The organism is Pedobacter cryoconitis (assembly GCF_001590605.1).
In the GTDB taxonomy this organism is placed as follows: domain Bacteria; phylum Bacteroidota; class Bacteroidia; order Sphingobacteriales; family Sphingobacteriaceae; genus Pedobacter; species Pedobacter cryoconitis_A.
Genome location: NZ_CP014504.1, coordinates 1,886,335 through 1,904,346 on the forward strand (window position 1 = coordinate 1,886,335; position 18,012 = coordinate 1,904,346).

General features: G+C 37.4%; 18 protein-coding genes. 14 read left to right on the top strand and 4 right to left on the bottom strand.

The window, feature by feature from the left end; genetic code table 11:
- Entirely contained in the window at positions 1–1,368 is a 1,368-nt protein-coding gene (locus AY601_RS08030; RefSeq protein ID WP_084359161.1) for a DUF3526 domain-containing protein, read from the top strand.
- A gap of 125 nt (positions 1,369–1,493) precedes the next feature.
- Positions 1,494–2,579 (top strand): AI-2E family transporter, encoded by a 1,086-nt coding sequence (locus AY601_RS08035; RefSeq protein WP_068398953.1) that lies wholly within the window; start codon positions 1,494–1,496, stop codon positions 2,577–2,579.
- A 120-nt stretch (positions 2,580–2,699) separates the two neighbouring features.
- Here AY601_RS08035 and tssD (AY601_RS08040) read toward each other — a convergent pair whose 3' ends face one another.
- Together tssD (AY601_RS08040) and tssD (AY601_RS08045) are read right to left on the bottom strand one after the other, a co-directional pair.
- On the bottom strand, positions 2,700–3,095 hold the full coding sequence (tssD, locus tag AY601_RS08040; protein ID WP_041878824.1) for a type VI secretion system tube protein TssD: 396 nt from the start codon (positions 3,093–3,095) through the stop codon (positions 2,700–2,702).
- Between the two features lie 39 nt (positions 3,096–3,134).
- Complete coding sequence (gene tssD, locus AY601_RS08045; protein ID WP_068398956.1) at positions 3,135–3,530, bottom strand: type VI secretion system tube protein TssD; 396 nt, start codon at positions 3,528–3,530, stop codon at positions 3,135–3,137.
- 482 nt (positions 3,531–4,012) lie between these two features.
- Here tssD (AY601_RS08045) and AY601_RS08050 point away from each other — a divergent pair, with 482 nt between their 5' ends.
- Positions 4,013–5,374, top strand: coding sequence for a 3-keto-disaccharide hydrolase (locus tag AY601_RS08050; protein WP_068398960.1), 1,362 nt, complete (start codon positions 4,013–4,015; stop codon positions 5,372–5,374).
- Positions 5,375–5,386: 12 nt separating this feature from the next.
- Complete coding sequence (locus AY601_RS08055; RefSeq protein ID WP_068398963.1) at positions 5,387–6,745, top strand: Gfo/Idh/MocA family protein; 1,359 nt, start codon at positions 5,387–5,389, stop codon at positions 6,743–6,745.
- Between the two features lie 51 nt (positions 6,746–6,796).
- On the opposite strand, the gene AY601_RS08060 is transcribed toward AY601_RS08055, so the two are convergent.
- Positions 6,797–7,033, bottom strand: coding sequence for a hypothetical protein (locus AY601_RS08060; protein WP_068398965.1), 237 nt, complete (start codon positions 7,031–7,033; stop codon positions 6,797–6,799).
- Positions 7,034–7,405: 372 nt separating this feature from the next.
- A complete protein-coding gene (locus tag AY601_RS08065) occupies positions 7,406–8,056 on the bottom strand; it encodes a phosphatase PAP2 family protein (protein WP_198163643.1) in 651 nt (216 codons plus the stop codon).
- Between the two features lie 159 nt (positions 8,057–8,215).
- Between AY601_RS08065 and AY601_RS08070 the strand changes: the two genes are divergently transcribed.
- From AY601_RS08070 to AY601_RS08110, 10 genes are all read left to right on the top strand, one after another.
- On the top strand, positions 8,216–9,115 hold the full coding sequence (locus tag AY601_RS08070) for a MerR family transcriptional regulator (protein ID WP_068398971.1): 900 nt from the start codon (positions 8,216–8,218) through the stop codon (positions 9,113–9,115).
- Positions 9,105–10,622, top strand: a complete 1,518-nt coding sequence (locus AY601_RS08075; RefSeq protein ID WP_068398974.1) for a phytoene desaturase family protein — start codon at positions 9,105–9,107, stop codon at positions 10,620–10,622. The genes AY601_RS08070 and AY601_RS08075 overlap by 11 nt, the downstream gene beginning before the upstream one ends.
- Positions 10,606–11,442, top strand: coding sequence for a phytoene/squalene synthase family protein (locus tag AY601_RS08080; RefSeq protein WP_068398976.1), 837 nt, complete (start codon positions 10,606–10,608; stop codon positions 11,440–11,442). Before AY601_RS08075 ends, AY601_RS08080 begins: the two co-directional genes overlap by 17 nt.
- Positions 11,439–11,933 (top strand): hypothetical protein, encoded by a 495-nt coding sequence (locus AY601_RS08085; protein ID WP_157287783.1) that lies wholly within the window; start codon positions 11,439–11,441, stop codon positions 11,931–11,933. Before AY601_RS08080 ends, AY601_RS08085 begins: the two co-directional genes overlap by 4 nt.
- Entirely contained in the window at positions 11,930–12,457 is a 528-nt protein-coding gene (gene idi, locus AY601_RS08090; protein WP_068398979.1) for an isopentenyl-diphosphate Delta-isomerase, read from the top strand. Before AY601_RS08085 ends, idi begins: the two co-directional genes overlap by 4 nt.
- Positions 12,454–12,927 carry a sterol desaturase family protein gene (locus tag AY601_RS08095; RefSeq protein ID WP_068398986.1) on the top strand — a complete coding sequence of 158 codons (474 nt, stop codon included), beginning with the start codon at positions 12,454–12,456 and terminating at the stop codon, positions 12,925–12,927. The genes idi and AY601_RS08095 overlap by 4 nt, the downstream gene beginning before the upstream one ends.
- Entirely contained in the window at positions 12,924–13,619 is a 696-nt protein-coding gene (locus AY601_RS08100; RefSeq protein ID WP_068398988.1) for a lycopene cyclase domain-containing protein, read from the top strand. Before AY601_RS08095 ends, AY601_RS08100 begins: the two co-directional genes overlap by 4 nt.
- A 313-nt stretch (positions 13,620–13,932) precedes the next feature.
- Entirely contained in the window at positions 13,933–14,679 is a 747-nt protein-coding gene (locus AY601_RS25905; RefSeq protein WP_198163644.1) for a serine hydrolase domain-containing protein, read from the top strand.
- Between the two features lie 103 nt (positions 14,680–14,782).
- Positions 14,783–15,337 carry a tetratricopeptide repeat protein gene (locus AY601_RS25910; RefSeq protein ID WP_198163645.1) on the top strand — a complete coding sequence of 185 codons (555 nt, stop codon included), beginning with the start codon at positions 14,783–14,785 and terminating at the stop codon, positions 15,335–15,337.
- A gap of 200 nt (positions 15,338–15,537) precedes the next feature.
- Positions 15,538–17,967, top strand: a complete 2,430-nt coding sequence (locus AY601_RS08110) for a TonB-dependent receptor domain-containing protein (RefSeq protein ID WP_198163646.1) — start codon at positions 15,538–15,540, stop codon at positions 17,965–17,967.
- Positions 17,968–18,012: the final 45 nt, after the last annotated feature.

Consider the following 18,012-nt stretch of genomic DNA (forward strand, 5'->3'; position numbering starts at 1 on the left):
ATGATTAACTATATATATCAATTAGAATTTAAGCTGTTTTTCAGCAGTAAGGCGGCAAGAGTAGGTTTGTTAATCCTCTTAATAAGTGGTTTCAGCAGTATTTATCTGGGGAAAAGTTTCATCGTAAAACAAAGGTCAGTTATTGAAAAAGCAGGAAAGATGCAACAGGAACATCTGGATGAAAATGTTAAATACTTTAGTAAAGACCTTGGGCTGTTATTATTTTACAACAAATTTGCAATAGCTAATGTACCTGACAACTGGGCGGCTTTTGCGAATGGACAGCGCGATATAAACCCTTATCTGCTTTCGGTTACCCTATTAGGACTGGAAGGTCAGATGTATGATACTGATCTCAACAATCCTTCTACTTTGCTATTGGGTAATATGGATCTTGCTTTTGTCTTTATTTTCTTATTCCCACTGGTGATCATTGCCTTTACCTATAGTGTACTTTCTGCCGAACAGGAATCTGGTGTATGGGGACTGATAAGATCGCAGTCCAAATTGCCGTTACGCACCATCTGGCGCAAATTAGTGGTGAGGGTGCTGGTGGTTTTTGCAGTTTTTATGCTATTGATGTTTTGTGCTGTGATCTACCTTGATCTTAAGCCAGATTTGCGTTTTCTAGTGGTTTTAACGCTAATCAGCTTATATCTGATTTGCTGGTTTTGTATCTCATTCTGGATAATCTCGTATGGTAAGTCTTCTAGTTTTAACGCAGTCTGCCTTATTGCAATCTGGGTGGCCATGAATATAATTTCTCCTGCCATTTTGAATGTATGGCTAACTAAAAAATATCCTGTCCCGGAAGCATTGGAAAATGTAGTGAAACAGCGGGAAGGCTATCATGAAAAATGGGATCTGGATAAAAGTGCAACAATGGATAAGTTCTACCAGCACTATCCTCAGTTCAGACAATATCCTTTTCCCTCCTCACTTACTTTTAGCTGGTATTGGTATTATGCGATGCAGCAAATGGGAGATGATGATGCTGCTTTGAGTTCCGCCAGGATTACTGAGAAATTAAAACAAAGACAGCATTTCACCAATATCGCTTCTTTGTTTTTACCTGGAATACAAACGCAAGCGGGTTTAAATGAACTTGCTGGTTCTGATCTGCAAAACCATACTGACTTTTTACTAACATTAAGAGCTTACCACGAAAAAATGCGGTTGTTTTTTTATCCATCAGTTTTTAAGGGTAGTAAAGTTGAAAATATAAATTGGAAACAATTTAAAATTAAACAATACAGTAGCCATACGGATGGATTAGCCTGGCAAAAGCTACTTTCGTTAATTGTGTTTTCAATTGTGCCTGCGTTATCGGGAGTTTATAACTTCAGTAAGAGAGATAGTTTATTATAAATTAAAATGAGGCAGCTAAAATTAAACTGCCTCATTTCAATGTGGATTCACATTAGTCAAAACATTATTTTTCGTACTGTGTTAAAATTATAGTATTTCTTATATAAAGCAATAATCATTAGCACATGACCAATCAATACCCAAAAGATCTTTATAAAATCATCACCTCTGTTATCTTATATACATTTGGTTTAGTTGTGCTATTATGGTTTCTCTACCAGATCATGAGCATATTCATCCTGTTTATATTTGCAATTGTTCTTGGACTGATCATTAATCAGCCTGTGAGCAAACTGGAAAAGAAAGGCATGAAACGGTGGTTAGCCTCACTCATTGTATTAGGAATTATTTTTATTGTCTCTACTCTGCTGGGATTTCTGGTTGTCCCACATATCAGCGAGCAGATAGATACATTGGTAGGAGATCTGCCTGGCTATTTTAATAGCATATCAGCTCATGTTACGCATATGCTGAGAAAATATCCCGAGCTGAATAAGGAACTTCAGGGAGATGGCCTGTCAATTTCTGAAGCTGTACCTTCCCTGGGAAAAACAGTTATCGGGCTCAGCAGTATTTCTTTTAGTGTGCTTGGTGGGATATTTATGTTTATTGTGTTTTTATCAATGATTATCTTTTTTGTAGGAAATCCGAGGCCGATCATTAATATGTACTTATCAGTTTTTGAACCTGAAAAACGCGGAAAAGCAGAAAGAGCATTACAGCATACCTCAATAATGTTGGGTGGATGGATGAAATCAAATCTTATAGGTGGCATTGTTCAAGCCATATTAGTCTATATATTCCTTACGATTATGAACGTTCCGGGAGCTTTAGTCTGGGCTGCTTTAGCCTTTTTCTCAGAATTGATTCCAAAAATCGGCTTTTACATTATGGCCATTCCTCCTACCCTTGTTGCATTATCTATAAGCCCTGCTACTGCATTTTGGTGCCTTGTGTTTTTCTTATTATTAAATGAGTTGATTTCTGACTTTGTCATGCCTAAACTAAGGTCATCAACCATGAATATTCACCCAGTATCACTGCTCTTTCTATTGTTGGCGATGACTACAGCTTTTGGTTTAATGGGAGCACTTCTTGCGGCACCTATGGCTGCGATTATCAAAGCATATTATGAAGAGTTTTATTTGCGGAGATTTCCTGATGATCCGGATATGGACCAGAGAATTGATAATATCCTTTATAAGCAGTAAAATAGAACGCATATAAGGTAATTAACAATTTAATATAGAGAAGAATTAAGTTGGAAACTATTGAAAAAACTGCAGGAAACCGTCCCGGCTCCCTGCAGTTAAAGCATTGGATTGGGCTAACTAAGCCTTAGGCCAATCATTGGTATGCTCAGCATTACCAATCTTAAGTTTACGCGCAGATACTACAAAGCTCAAAGTCATTGGAGTATTGTCGTTTACAGCAATCCCTTCATTGTACTGGATGATGTAACCATCTTCAAAATGCAATTCTTTCATTTTTGCATCTTCTTCACCCTTTTTAAATACAATTGTTCCTGCTTGTGGTTTATACTGGTTATTCACCATAGATTCAATCACTGAAGTATCTTCAGTTGATTCAATTTCTAAATGAATAGTACCACCATAAACTCCTGATGACGGACGTCCCTTTGCGTCTACATCTCTGTTTAATGAATAGCTGCATTGCAGCACATCGAATTCTTTAGACCCTAGAGTCAATCTGGTTTTAAATGCCATGATAATTTTTTTTTAAATGTTAAACTTCCTGAATTTGAATTACGCTTTTGGCCAATCATTAACATGTTCGGCATTCCCTGCTTTTAGTTTGCGCGCAGAGATCTGGAATTTCAAGGTCATTGGATTATCTCCAGTGATGTTGATTCCTTCGGTATATTTCACAATATACCCGTCTTCAAAATGAACTTCCTTCATCTTGGCATCTTCTTCTGATTTTTTGATCAGCAGCGTGCCGGCTAAAGGTTTGTACTGGTTGTTTACCATTGCTTCGATGACAGAGGTATCTTCGGTAGATTCGAGTTCAATATCGATTGTTCCACCATACACTCCGGAAGAGGGTCTTCCTTTTGCATCTACATCACGGTTTAGAGAATAGGCACAGTGAAGCACATCGTACTCCTTGCCCGAAAAGTTTAATCTTGCTTTGAAAGCCATAACTTTTTGTTTTAGGGTTGTAAAATATTAACTATCCGGATGGCATCAAAAATTCTGCCACTAACAACTAATAATCAAGTGCATACAAGATACCGGATCAGAAAACTGCATTTTTAAGATAGCCAGGGCTTAAACTTAAAAGCAAAAACATTATAAATATTTTCAACCTTAATCTCTCAGGCTGTAAAATTATTATAATGTCACCGCAAACGTCTGTTTTAGTGTACGTTCCATTTTATAGACAAGCTGTTTAAATTCAGGTACGGAGCAATAACTGTTCGAATACTATTATTTCTTTTTAACGTAACTAAATTCTTACAAAGAAAACATAACCCATAAAAACGTGTATTCAATACACTAGATGCCTTATACGCCTTTAAATATCAAGAAGTTGCCACAAACTGATAATTTCACTCTTACCTATCATTATACTATATTAGTTTAGCTAAACCGACAAAGCTAAATCAACCTACTAACCAGATATGAACAAAAAACATTTATTAACCTTAGCAGGCTTATTATTGGTCAGCCTTCCCGCAACCTTACACGCACAAAATCAGAAATGGCAGAACCTCTTTAACGGAAAAGACCTGACAGGTTGGAAACAACTTAACGGACAGGCCAAATACGAAGTAACTAATGGCGAAATTGTAGGCACAACTGTCTCTAACACCCCGAACTCCTTCCTTGCAACCGCAAAGAATTATAGTGACTTTATTCTCGAACTGGAACTGAAAGTAGATAACTCCATGAATTCTGGTGTTCAAGTCAGAAGTGAAAGCAATGCCGAATATCAAAATGGAAGAGTGCACGGTTATCAGGTTGAAGTTGATCCTTCTGACCGTAAATTTTCCGGAGGTATTTACGATGAGGCAAGAAGAGGCTGGTTATATCCGCTGGACATTAATCCCAAAGGCCAACAAGCATTTAAAAATGAGCAGTGGAATAAATACCGTATCGAATGTATAGGAAATTCTATACGTACCTGGATTAACGGCGTTCCTACTGCTAATGTGATAGACGCACTCACTCCTACTGGCTTTATCGCGCTGCAAGTACATGCAATTGGTAAAGATGACCAGCCTGGCAAACAAATCCACTGGCGTAATATCCGCATACAGACTGAACAACTCAAGCCGTCAAAAGCTGATGATATTTACGTTGTGAACCTGGTTCCGAATACAGTATCTCCCCAGGAAAAAGCAGAAGGCTATAGCTTGCTGTGGGATGGAAAAACGAATACAGGATGGAAAGGTGCTTACAAAGCAACCTTCCCTGAAAGTGGCTGGGTCATTAAAGATGGAGAATTAAGCGTTCAGAAATCTAATGGTGCAGAAGCTACCAATGGCGGTGATATTGTAACTGAAAAACAATATGGCGCTTTTGAGCTGAAGTTCGATTTCAAGTTAACCGAAGGTGCAAATAGCGGTGTTAAATATTTCGTAACGCTTACCGAAGGAAATAAAGGCTCTGCAATTGGCCCTGAATATCAGATATTAGATGACGAAAGGCATCCTGATGCGAAACTGGGAAAGAATGGTAACAGGACATTAGGTTCTTTATATGACTTGATTACCAGTAAAAAGATTCCCAATGCACAACGAAAAATCGGAGAATGGAACAGCGGTTTGATCAGGGTCTATCCCAATAATAAAATAGAATATTGGTTAAATGGCTATAAAATTCTGGAATATGTAAGAGGATCTGCAGATTTCCTTGCTTTGGTAGCGGATAGTAAATACAAGGACTGGAAAAACTTTGGGATGGCACCAAAAGGTCATATCCTTTTACAGGATCACGGTGACCAGGTGTTTTTTAGAAGTATCAAATTAAAACAACTTTAAATCCCTCCAGCTATGTTATCATCAAGAAGAAAATTCATTAAGCAAACTGCAATTGCTGCCGCGGGAACCTATATGGGAACGATGGGCTTATCTGCTAAAAGTTATGGAAACATCATTGGCGCGAATGATCGTGTCAGAGTTGGTGTAGTTGGTTTCTCAGACCGCTTTGCCACTTCACTCTTCCCCAGCTTTCTCAACCATTACAAAGAGTTGAATTTTGATATTGTTGCGGTATCAGATCTATGGAACTATCGCAGAGGATTAGGTGAAAACTTTTTAAAAGCCAAATTAGGACATGACATTACGGCTTGTCGCAATAACGATGAATTATATCAGCTGAAAGATCTCGACGCCGTGATTGTAAGCACGGCCGATTTCCAGCATGCTGTTCATGCAATAGAAGCTATCAATGCCAAATGTGATGTTTATTGTGAAAAGCCTTTTGCAGAAACTATGTCTGATGCCCGTGCAACTCTAAAAGCGGTGAAAGCTTCTCAGCAGATTCTTCAGATTGGTTCCCAAAGAAGAAGCGGTGCTAATTATATAGCAGCTGAACAGTTTATCAAATCCGGCAAGTTCGGTGATATTACTATGGTTGAATTGAGCTGGAATGTTAATCAGCCAGGACGTTGGCGCAGACCAGATCTGGTAGCTAAATTAAAACAAGAAGATACAGATTGGAAACGCTTTTTAATCAACCGTCCATTTGAAGAATGGGATCCGCGTATATACCTGGAATATCGTTTATTCTGGCCGTATTCATCAGGGATGCCCGGACAATGGATGTCTCACCAGATTGATACGGTACACTGGTTTACAGGGTTGAAACATCCACGTAGTGTCGTGGCTAATGGCGGAATCTACCAATGGAAAGATGGACGACGGAACTGGGATACCACTACAGCGGTATTTGATTATGGCCAGGAAAATAATCCTGAGAATGGTTTTCAGGTTGTCTTCACCTCCCGCATGCATAACGGCGATGAAAACCCAGCGGAAATTTATTATTCAAATGGTGGTGAATTGAACCTGAATACAAACCTGGTTTCTTCTAAAGGAGGTCTTAAAGCTGATGCTGCGAATGCGATGCATATGCAGCCAAATCTGTTACCAGAATTGAAACTGACTAATGTGACGGAGAAAGTAGCTGCTTCTGCAAATACCGGAGGCGACAAATTAACTTCTGCCCACATGCGAAACTGGATGGAATGTATCAGATCCCGCAAAGAACCTCATGCGCCTGTAGAAGTAGGTTATTATCACTCTATTGCCAACATTATGACTAACGCAGCTGTCAGAACCGGTAAGAAAGCTGTCTTTGATGAAGCCACTCAGGAGGTTATGGTGGATGGTAAAGTTTTCAAATATTAATTCCTGCTTACGCTACTTTAACTAAGTTCTTTATCAAACCATCATTAAACTTTAACTAATCGCTCTTAATAATACTCGAGTCTGGTCTGTTTCCGTATTAATTGCAGACCAGATTTCATCAGATAAATCTTCATCAATAACCGGTTTTCTTCGTCCATTATCCTCAGCGAATATTGCACAAACAAAACCCAGATTACCAGGACATGCCGGAGCTGTACTTCCAATCAAAGTATAGCTATCTGGATTAAAAGGATTTGCCCGAGAAGCTTTTATATACCAATCTGCCATAATACATTATACTTCTTTTATGAATCAAAAAACAACAAAAACTTTATTCCCAGCCTACTCTAAAAGTTTTCAGCTTCTCCCCTTACGCATTACTTTAGCAATCCATCAAAACAGCTTTTATCAGAGTCAAAAGCAACATTAAAATTTCCATAGCAATTACTATTATATAGCAACCAAGTTCCGAAGAAATCAGACAGCAAAACAGGGCCAAAAGCCCCAAAGAGCAATCCTGCAAAAACGAAAAACTGTCTTTCACCAATATAATCCGTACTACTAAAAGACAGCTCTGAAAGAAATTCCCAAACCTACAAACGAGAAATATTCATCAGTAAATATACCCTCCGAAAAAATCAGCTATTTACAATAGCGATTTCAGCGCCCCTTAAAATCAATATTCACCTTGGTATAAATATCAGCAGGATGCCAGGTAAAGTAATAAGTCAACAATCCAGATACAGAGCCAATCAATGCACCAGCCATGACATCAGGTAAAAAATGGTGTGCAAGATAGATCCTGGAATAACCCGCAAATAAAGCGAGGAACAAACACAAAATACTAACCCGTTTATCTTTGAAATATAAGGCAATCACTATGCACATAGCAAAAGCTGAAGCAGAATGGCCGGAAGGAAAAGATGCAGACTGCATTTTCTGTATTCCTATTACAAAATATGAATACTTGAATCCTATCTGATCAAAATAAAGGGATGGCCTTGGCTCATGGAGCAATTTCTTTAGAATCTGAACGATAAGCCCTGAACCCAAAAAAGCCAGTAATAAAGCCAGGGACAACTTCTTTCTCTTTAGAAAAAGTAGAACAATAATGGTGAGGAGACACATGAGCCCATCTCCTATAAAAGTATAATAAGAAAAAAACACATCCAGAAATGGGCGATGATAGAAATTTAGAAAGTTGAAACTAGTAAGTTTAGATGTTAAAGCACAAGAAATCAGCCCAATCATCAATATAGAAACCAGAACGGCAAAAAATAAAGGGCAGTGTTTTACAGCTTTCCATATCATATAAGCTATACGCATCCATAATACCAAACCCCTATCAACTCGCTTAACATTAAATTTATTTTAGCACTTTTAGCTATAAACCATCATTTATTCAACCAAAACCAGATGAAAGTTCATTATGTTTGTCTAGATTTAACAAAATAAATTTAGACAAACATAATGAACTACTCTATTTCTGATCTTGAACAATTATCGGGCGTACAAGTCCACACGATCAGAATCTGGGAACGAAGATATAATGCACTGGAACCCATGCGTTCAGCAGGAAATACACGCATGTACAATGAGGATCATCTGAAAAGATTACTGAATATTGTCAGCATTAGTCAAACCGGGCTGAAAATATCTCAAGTCTGCGCCCTCTCTGAAAAGGAAATGAATGATTTCCTTAAAAAAGAAATAGAGCAGACAATCTCAAACGATGCACATTTTGAATACTATACTTCTCAGCTTTTAAAATGCGGATTGATTTATAACGAGTCCGAATTTGATCACCTCATTAATAAATGTATTCTCGAAAATGGAATGATCATCACTTACCAGCAGGTAATTTATCCCCTGTTAGTGAGATTAGGGCTCATGTGGAGGAAAGATGATATCTGTCCTGCACAAGAACATTTTTTATCCAATATGATCAGGCAAAAGCTTTATGCAGCTATTAATGAGCTTCCAGCTGTTACCCAAGTAAAATCATCATGGTTACTTTTTTTGCCAGAAGCCGAAGGCCACGATATCGGACTCTTGTTTGCTAATTATATACTCAAACAAGCAGGACAAAAAGTAATTTATCTCGGCGGCAGAGTTCCATTGGACTCCGTAAAAAACGCGATGCAAAACAAGCAAATCAAACATATGTTATTGTTTATGGTACGCATTCAACCATTAGAGTTAGCAAATAGCTATCTTAATGAATTAAGTACAACTTATCCTGAAACCAGAATTCATCTTGCTGGTAATGGAAAACTAATTAATGAACTGAAAATGGGTAAAAACATAAATTGGTTTCAGTCAATAAATGAATTTCAACAAACGATCAAAAGCGTCTCAAATGCGAACTAAAACAGCTCAGCAAACACCAAGAATAGCAGTTATAGGTGCCGGATTTGCAGGTATCAGTGCTGCAGCTTATCTTGCCAAGAACGGTTATAAGGTTGATGTATATGAAAAAAACAGTTCCGTTGGTGGCAGAGCGCGGCAATTAGAGACTGAAAACGGATACGTTTTTGATATGGGGCCAAGCTGGTATTGGATGCCAGATGTCTTTGAGAAATTCTTTAATGATTTTGGTCATCAAGCCAAAGACTTTTATGAACTGGAACTTTTAGACCCTGGTTTCTCCGTTGTTTATGGTCAAAATGATGTTCTCGATATTCCAGCAGATTTTAACGCACTCTGTGAAACTTTTGAAGCTATTGAACCTGGAAGTGCCATAAAACTTCAGCAATTTTTAGAAGAAGCCGCTTATAAATATAAAACCGGAATTGAAAAGCTAGTTTATAAACCAGGCCTCTCTTTGATGGAATTCGCAGATATGGATCTCATTAAAGGTGTCTTTAAACTACAAGTATTTACCTCTTTCAGCAGCCACGTAAAAAAATATTTTAAGCATCCGAAACTCATCGCACTGATGGAATTTCCGGTTTTATTTTTGGGTGCAACCCCTGAAGATACTCCTGCATTATATAGTTTAATGAATTATGCAGGCCTGAAATTGGGTACATGGTACCCTAAAGGTGGATTTGGAAAAGTAATTGAGGCGATGAAAACCGTCGCAGAAAAGAATGGTGTAAAATTCCATTTAAACGAACCTGTTTCTGCCTTAGAAATCGAAGGGAAAGAAATCAAAGCACTGAGCTCTTCCAAACAAACAAAGGCGTATGACGGATACATTGCTGCCGCTGATTATCATCATGTAGAAGAAAAACTACTTGGCGAAAATTATAGAAATTACCAGGAGAAATATTGGGATAAACGTGTTCTTGCTCCTTCTTGCCTTATTTTTTATTTAGGCGTAACCAGAAAAACAGAACGCTTAGGTCATCATACGTTATTTTTTGATGAAGATCTGAAACAGCATGCTATTGAAATTTATAAAGAACCACAATGGCCGTCTAAACCTTTATTTTATGTTTGCTGCCCATCCAGAACCGATACCACTGTAGCGCCGGATGGACATGAAAACTTATTCGTATTGATGCCATTGGCGACCAATATGGAAGATACCGAGGCACAAAGGGAGAAATATTTCGAGCTTATTATGAATCGCCTGGAAACTTATACCGGCGTTGAAATCCGCAAACATCTGAATTACAAAAACAGTTACTGTGTAGCAGACTTTAAGCTGGATTACAACTCTTATAAGGGCAATGCCTATGGTTTAGCCAATACATTAATGCAAACCGCCAACCTGAAGCCTTCTTTAAAAAACAAAAAGGTCAAAAATCTGTTCTATGCAGGCCAGCTTACTGTTCCTGGCCCAGGCGTTCCTCCATCTATTATTTCAGGCCATGTAGCTGCCAGTCAACTGATAAAATACTTTAATAAAAACTATGAAAGAGATATTTGATCGGTTATCTGCAGAGTGCAGTAAGATCACAACCAAGCGTTACAGTACGAGTTTCTCCCTGGGTATCTATTTTTTAGGGAAGAAATTACGTAATCCAATTTATTCGATTTACGGATTCGTACGCCTTGCAGACGAAATTGTAGATAGTTTCCATGACTTTGATAAGCACTTTCTGCTTGCAAAATTCAGACAGGACTGCTATGAAGCTATTGAACATAAAATCAGTCTGAACCCGATATTAAATTCTTTTCAGCAAGTGGTTAATGAGTATGCAATTGATAAAGAGCTGATTGAGCTGTTTTTAAAGAGCATGGCCATGGATCTTGATAAAAAGCAATATTCCCCTGAAATGTATAATCAGTACATTTTAGGGTCAGCAGAGGTAGTTGGATTGATGTGCCTTAATGTTTTTACAGAAGGGGATAAAGTACAATATGAAAGACTAAAAGATTCAGCGATGAAATTAGGATCAGCATTTCAGAAAGTTAACTTTCTCAGGGATATCAATGCAGATTATTTCAACCTGAGCCGCACTTATTTTCCAAATATTGATCTTACTATATTCTCAAATCATGAAAAACAAATTATTGAAAAGGAAATAGAAGAAGAATTTAAGCAAGCGCTCGCTGGGATTAAACAATTACCTGCTTCCTCTAAAAATGGTGTTTATCTTGCCTATATCTATTATAAAGAACTATTTAATAAGATAAAAGGTACAACAGCAGAAAAAGTAATGTCCAAAAGAATCCGGATTTCCAACAGCCATAAATTTGGCCTGATGTGTGATTCAATCATTCGTTACAAAATGAATGCGATATGAAAACGCTGACCCTTTTTATACTTTTTATGTATGGGAGTCATTCCTATCCGGAAATTACAGAATTGCGCACTTTATATTATGAATCAGCAAATGATAAAGCAGCAGCAGGTAAACTTCTTGATTTACTTTCCAATGTGGATGATCAATCCAGTCAACTTTTGATTTGCTATAAAGGAGTTGCCGAAATGATGCAGGCTAAATATACGATGAGCCCTATTTCAAAATTCAGGAGATTTAAGAAAGGCAAAGAATACATTGAAAGTGCAGTTGCTATTGACCCGGAAAACTTGGAAATCAGGTTTTTAAGATTTACAATTCAGACAAACCTTCCCTCTTTTCTTGGCTACAACGACCATATCATAGCAGATAAAACGATATTAATAAAAAATTTGGATCAGATACATGACAAGCCATTCAAACAATTGGTAATTAACTATTTGTTTGCCTCTAAAAACATGACTGAAAAAGAACGTAATAGCATAAAAAAATGAAAGATCACGTAATACTTGTGGATCAGATTGATCAGGAGACAGGATTGATGGAGAAAATGGAAGCACACCAGCGAGGGAAACTTCATCGTGCATTTTCGGTATTTATTTTCAATCAGAAGGGTGAATTCCTATTGCAACAAAGAGCACTAGAGAAATACCATTCAGGCGGTCAATGGAGCAATACTTGCTGTAGCCACCCCTATCCTGGCGAGGATACAGCGACTGGAGCTAAAAGAAGGTTGCAAGAGGAAATGGGTATGGACTGTGAGTTGGAATTTGGATTTAGTTTTATCTATTACGCTGAGCTGAAGGATGGTCTTTCAGAAAATGAGTTTGATCATGTTTATTTTGGCATCAGCAACACAATTCCTGTACCCAATCCAGATGAAGTAGCCGCTTTCAAATACGTAACTTTAGAAACGCTGGAAACGCAGTTAAAAACAAACCCGGAGCATTATACAATATGGTTAAAGATTTGCTTTGACCGCGTCAAAAGTCATTATAATCAACTGTTCAACTTATGAGTAACTGGATAATTAACACCTTAATTGTAGCGGCAACTTTCATTGGTATGGAAGGAGTCGCATGGTTCACGCACAAATATGTGATGCACGGCTTATTCTGGAACTTACACCGTGACCATCACCATAAAGATCATGAAGGCTTTTTAGAAAGAAATGACTTTTTCTTTCTTATTTTCGCTATTCCAGGGATTATTTGCCTGGGCCTAGGATCTTTTTACGGGAATACAATTGCGCTTTATATAGGCATAGGAATTACTTTATATGGTGCTGCATACTTTTTTATCCATGATATTTTTATCCATCAGCGGTTTAAAATATTCAGGAAATCAGACCACTGGTATTTTAAAGCAATCAGAAGGGCCCACAAGATGCACCATAAACATATCAATAAAGAACATGGAGAATGTTTCGGAATGTTATGGGTACCATTTAAATACTTCTTTGAAAACAATAAAAAAACTGAAGCATGAAATACGCGTATCTCCTGATTGATTTTTTCACGATCAGTGTCCCTTTCATTTATTCTTTCCATCCAAAATTAAATTTCTACAAGACCTGGAAAGCCTTTTTTCCTGCAGTATTTTTAACCGGAATGATGTTCTTAATCTGGGATGTATATTTTACCAGCCTGGGTGTGTGGGGGTTTAATCCTGATTATCTGATTGGTTTAAAAGTAGGCAACATGCCTATAGAAGAAATTCTATTCTTCTTTTGCATTCCCTATGCCTGTGTATTTACTTTTCATTGCCTGGATCTTTTCATTAAAAAACCGATCCCGCTACGCATTGAAAAAATCCTGACACCCTTACTCATCCTGATTTGTGTCCTGATGTCAATTTTATACCGCAATCATATTTATCCTGCAGCTACATTTTTATTATTAGCCGCTGTGCTTACATTGAGCAGGTATATTTTAAAAATTGGCTGGCTGCCAAAGTTTTACATCATTTATACGGTATTGCTATTTCCCTTTTTAATCGTCAACGGTTTACTGACAGGAACCGGATTGGATGCACCAATAGTTTGGTATGATAATAACCAGATTATTGGCTTCAGAATATTAAGCATCCCCATAGAAGATGTGTTTTATGGGATGGCACTCATATTAGTCAACTTGTTAATTTATAAGCACCTGCTTAGTCGCCGTTCTGCCGCTCAATAGCTTACTTGATTCTTATCAAAAAACAGGTAAACTGCCTATATACTAGCTGGGTTGTGGCTAGGTACTGGTATACATTGAAGTAGCATTGAAGTAGGGTTGAACTAGCATTGAAGTAGCCTGGGCTACTTGCACGGTTCTTCAATGCTAGTTCAACCCTACTTCAATGTGTACCACAACCCCTACAGTACCTGGCCAAATCCCCTCGCATTCTTATACTGAAATTACTTGATGTCATGTTTTAACTAAGCTGGCAAAAACCGAAAAATTACTGAAACAATTTATTGTTTTGTGAGTCTTATCCTAAACCCAGAACATGAGCACTTTCAAAAAATCTGCAATCAATTTATTCGCGATTACCATCCTGCTCGTATCGACGCAGAAAACCAATGCACAAACCACTAAATCTGCTCAACTGGATTCCCTGGTTCATCAGGCAAACCATCTCGGCCTGTTTAATGGTAATATCCTGATTGCAGAAAATAATAAAGTGATTTACAAAAACGCTGTTGGCTTTGCAGATGCAGCAGGAAAAATCAAGTTAACTGAACAGTACCGGTTTCATATCGGCTCTATCGCCAAAGAATTTAATGCAGTTGGAATCATGATCCTAAAAGAACAGGGAAATTTAAGCCTGGAAGATCCTGTTTCGAAATACCTGCCTGAACTGCCAGCATGGGCTTCAAAAATTCATATCATCAATTTATTGCAATACACAAGCGGCATCCCGGATGTAAAATGGAAGTCCGTTAAAAGTAACGCAGATAATATGGAAGACCTGAAGAAAACAACACGGCTTGACTTTGAACCTGGTACCCAGTATGCGTATAACAACAACAATGTTTTTCTGCAAAGAAGGATCATTGAAAAAATTACCGGTTTATCATTTACAGCCTTTACCGAAAAATACATATTAAAACCTTGCAGGATGAAGACAGCGATTGTAGATCCGGTAGCTACTGATAAATTTATTGCCAGAGCCTACAACAACGATCATGCAGAAGATGAGCTCACCTATCCAATTAATGGTTGGGTCGCAGTTACGCTAGTAAGATTTTTATAAATGGGCCAATGCAATTACAAATTTTAAACTGATCAGTCCAGCTTCCACCAAACAAATTCTGGAACCTGCCGGTCCTAATCAGCAAGCTGGTTTAGGTGGTGGTATGCTGGAAGCTAACCGGGTCATCACCCACAAACACGACGGTACTGCAAGAAATTACCAGGCCCTGCTGGTAAGCACTGTTTCAAAAGGCAGAACCGTGATTCTGATGACAAACAATCAGCAGAACAATTTATACACCTTCAACGTCTCTATTCAGGCAATTCTGGACGAAAAACCCTATACTCAAATTAAAAAATCAGTATTGGGCACCTTTGGTAAACAAATAGATCAGCTGAATGGTACAGAGGTTATTACGTTCTATGAAAAGATGAAGAAAGAACATAATGATGAATATAGTTTTGATGCAGAAGCGACACTGAATGAAATCGGCTATAATTTTTTACGCCAAAAAAAATTCACGGATGCCATTTTGATCTTTGAACACAATACAAAGCTTTTCCCTGAGTCAGGTAATGTATTTGATAGTTTAGGAGAAGCTTACTATAAACAAGGGGATAAAAGCAAAGCCTTATTGAATTATAAAAAATCAATTGTATTAAATCCTGAAAATGGAGATGCAAAAAAGATTATTGCAGAACTCAGCTCCAAATTTTAACTTGAGTTAAAATTCATCCTTCTTTTCGCACTATTACATCATATCACTTCTTACTTAGGCATTTAAACTCTTTCGCTGAATAGAATCAGAAAGATAATAATGCTTAAGTAAAATTGCAAAATCCTTTTAAACTACAAATTATTTGATTTCGATGTAACTTATTGCCCTTCATGGTATCTTATTTACAAATAATAACAACCATGAAACCACTTTTACTAACCACTCTCCTATTCTTATTTTATTTTATTCCCAATACCTTACACGCACAGCAAACTGTTAAAATTAACGGTACTGTAATAGATGGTAAACAAACATTACCTGCTGCAACAGTTTTACTGTATACAGCTAAAGATTCTGCCCTGGTAACTACTGCCATGACTGACCAGGATGGAAAATTCAATTTCACAGCAGCTCCAAGCAAATATTATATCGTATCCTCATCCATAGGTTATAACAAAGTTAAGACTGCCCCTTTCCAATTGACCGGCCCCGCAGCTTTGCAGATCCCTGCAATTACATTAAAAGAGAATTCAAAAAACCTGAACGAAGTTAGCATTACAGCAGCTAAACCGGTTTTAGAACGCAAAGCAGACAAATTGATCTTTAATGTAGACGCGACACCATCAGCAGCCGGCTTAACAGCGCTCGAAGTTTTAAAAAAAGCGCCGGGAGTAAATGTAGATTATAATGAGAACATTTCTCTTTCTGGAAAAAGCAATGTTTTGGTTACGATCGATGGTAAACAAACCTACCTGAGTTCGACGGAAGTCGTTAACCTGCTGAAATCAATGCAGAGCAATCAGATAGAAAGCATTGAAATTATCAATAATCCAGGTTCCAGATACGATGCCAACAGTACCGGAGGAATTATCAATATCAAAACCAAGAAAAGCAATACAGAAGGCTTCAACGGAAGTGTGGCATTAGGTGCCGGATTCAACAAATACCTGCTTCCTAATGGCTCTATAAACCTGAATTATCGTAAAAAAGACTTCAATGTTTTCGGTTCTTATGGCTATAACAGAAATAAGTCTCTTCAAACGCTCAAAATTGATCGTATAACACCTGGTACAAATCCATTGTCTTTTAGTCAGCGGAACAAAGACACCTCTGTTTATTCATCCCAAAACTTTAAAATCGGGACTGACTTCTTTTTATCCCCGAAACACACGATTGGATTTTTGGTTAAGGGAAATATTAGTGATTATAATCAGCAAAGTTTAAGTATGGTGAATATCGGCAAATCATTTGCGGCAACAGATTCAGTTTTAAAAACGCCTAGTTATAATTCATCCAACCGCAAAAATTTCTCTTATAATATCAACTATAAAGGAGTATTGGATACTGCAGGACAGGAAATAACTGTAGATGCAGATTATTCAACTTTTGATGGAACTAACAATGCGAACTACACTAACCGCTTTTATCTGCCAAATGGAACTTTCTTTAAAGATGGTCAGATTTATAGAAATTTTGCACCTTCTAACATTGACATCAAAGCTATAAAAGCAGATTATACTTTACCCATCAATAAAATGTTCAAGTTGGAAGCTGGTACTAAAATTGCCAGTGTAAAGAGTGACAACAATTATATTTATGAGAATGACATTAAAGGAAACTGGGTTTTTGATAATACCAAAAGTAACAGGTTCTTATATGACGAGAAGGTAAGTGCCGCTTATGCGACTTTATATGTTACACTTGGAAAAACATCTTTATCTGGAGGATTACGTGCTGAAAACACCAATTCTACAGGGAATTCTATCACTACAAACCAGTTAACAAATAGAAAATACACAGACCTGTTCCCCTCTTTGTCTTTAAGTCAGAATATTGATGCAGATAACACTTTAAATTTCTCTTACTCCAGAAAAATAAACAGACCAAATTATCAGAATTTAAATCCCTTTGTGTTTTTCCTGGATCAATATACTTATAACCAAGGTAATCCTAATTTAAAACCAGAATATTCGAATAACCTGGAAGCCAGTTACCTGTTCAAACAAAAATATAGCCTTGCTTTGAATTACAGTCGTACTACAGATGTAATTACGCAGGTATTATTGCAAAATGAAGTTAGAAAATCAATGTATCAGACCATCTTGAATCTTGCTTCAGAAAGCGTAGTTTCATTGACATTCAATTTCCCGGTAACAGTTACTAAATGGTGGAATATGAACAATAATGTACTGGGGTATTTCAAACAGATTAAAGCACCTGACTTAAACGGTGCTGATCTGAATTCGAAACAATTCAGCGGTAATTTCTATGCACAAAATAATTTCACATTGAGCAAATTGTTTAGTGCTGATGCTGGATTAATGTTTAGCACACCACAAATTGAAGGTGCCTTTAAAGTGAAGAGTATGTACAATGCTGATGCTGGATTACGCTATAACTTTCCCAATAAAACAGGGAATCTGAAATTAGGGGTAAATGATATTTTCCATTCACAAAAGGCCAGGATATTCAGTACCCTGCCAGGCAATGTTTATAACCTGGAGCAATATGGCAATACCACAAGTGTAAGATTAACCTTTACTTACCGATTCGGGAAAATGACCGTAAAATCTGCAAGAAACAGATCAACTGGTCTTGATGACGAACAAAAAAGACTTGGTGGAAAATAAGCAGAATTTTCAGGAATATAGAAATCTTCTGTTATGGAATCGCCT

Bases quoted from the DNA above. Each gene is read 5' to 3' on its own strand.
- idi (WP_068398979.1), top strand. From the start codon at position 11,930: ATGAAAGATCACGTAATACTTGTGGATCAGATTGATCAGGAGACAGGA.
- AY601_RS08110 (WP_198163646.1), top strand. From the start codon at position 15,538: ATGAAACCACTTTTACTAACCACTCTCCTATTCTTATTTTATTTTATT.
- AY601_RS08100 (WP_068398988.1), top strand. From the start codon at position 12,924: ATGAAATACGCGTATCTCCTGATTGATTTTTTCACGATCAGTGTCCCT.
- AY601_RS08060 (WP_068398965.1), bottom strand. From the start codon at position 7,033: ATGGCAGATTGGTATATAAAAGCTTCTCGGGCAAATCCTTTTAATCCA.
- AY601_RS08095 (WP_068398986.1), top strand. From the start codon at position 12,454: ATGAGTAACTGGATAATTAACACCTTAATTGTAGCGGCAACTTTCATT.
- AY601_RS08070 (WP_068398971.1), top strand. From the start codon at position 8,216: ATGAACTACTCTATTTCTGATCTTGAACAATTATCGGGCGTACAAGTC.
- tssD (WP_041878824.1), bottom strand. From the start codon at position 3,095: ATGGCATTTAAAACCAGATTGACTCTAGGGTCTAAAGAATTCGATGTG.
- tssD (WP_068398956.1), bottom strand. From the start codon at position 3,530: ATGGCTTTCAAAGCAAGATTAAACTTTTCGGGCAAGGAGTACGATGTG.
- AY601_RS08080 (WP_068398976.1), top strand. From the start codon at position 10,606: ATGAAAGAGATATTTGATCGGTTATCTGCAGAGTGCAGTAAGATCACA.
- AY601_RS25905 (WP_198163644.1), top strand. From the start codon at position 13,933: ATGAGCACTTTCAAAAAATCTGCAATCAATTTATTCGCGATTACCATC.
- AY601_RS08085 (WP_157287783.1), top strand. From the start codon at position 11,439: ATGAAAACGCTGACCCTTTTTATACTTTTTATGTATGGGAGTCATTCC.
- AY601_RS08065 (WP_198163643.1), bottom strand. From the start codon at position 8,056: ATGATATGGAAAGCTGTAAAACACTGCCCTTTATTTTTTGCCGTTCTG.
- AY601_RS08050 (WP_068398960.1), top strand. From the start codon at position 4,013: ATGAACAAAAAACATTTATTAACCTTAGCAGGCTTATTATTGGTCAGC.
- AY601_RS08075 (WP_068398974.1), top strand. From the start codon at position 9,105: ATGCGAACTAAAACAGCTCAGCAAACACCAAGAATAGCAGTTATAGGT.
- AY601_RS08030 (WP_084359161.1), top strand. From the start codon at position 1: ATGATTAACTATATATATCAATTAGAATTTAAGCTGTTTTTCAGCAGT.
- AY601_RS08035 (WP_068398953.1), top strand. From the start codon at position 1,494: ATGACCAATCAATACCCAAAAGATCTTTATAAAATCATCACCTCTGTT.
- AY601_RS08055 (WP_068398963.1), top strand. From the start codon at position 5,387: ATGTTATCATCAAGAAGAAAATTCATTAAGCAAACTGCAATTGCTGCC.
- AY601_RS25910 (WP_198163645.1), top strand. From the start codon at position 14,783: ATGCTGGAAGCTAACCGGGTCATCACCCACAAACACGACGGTACTGCA.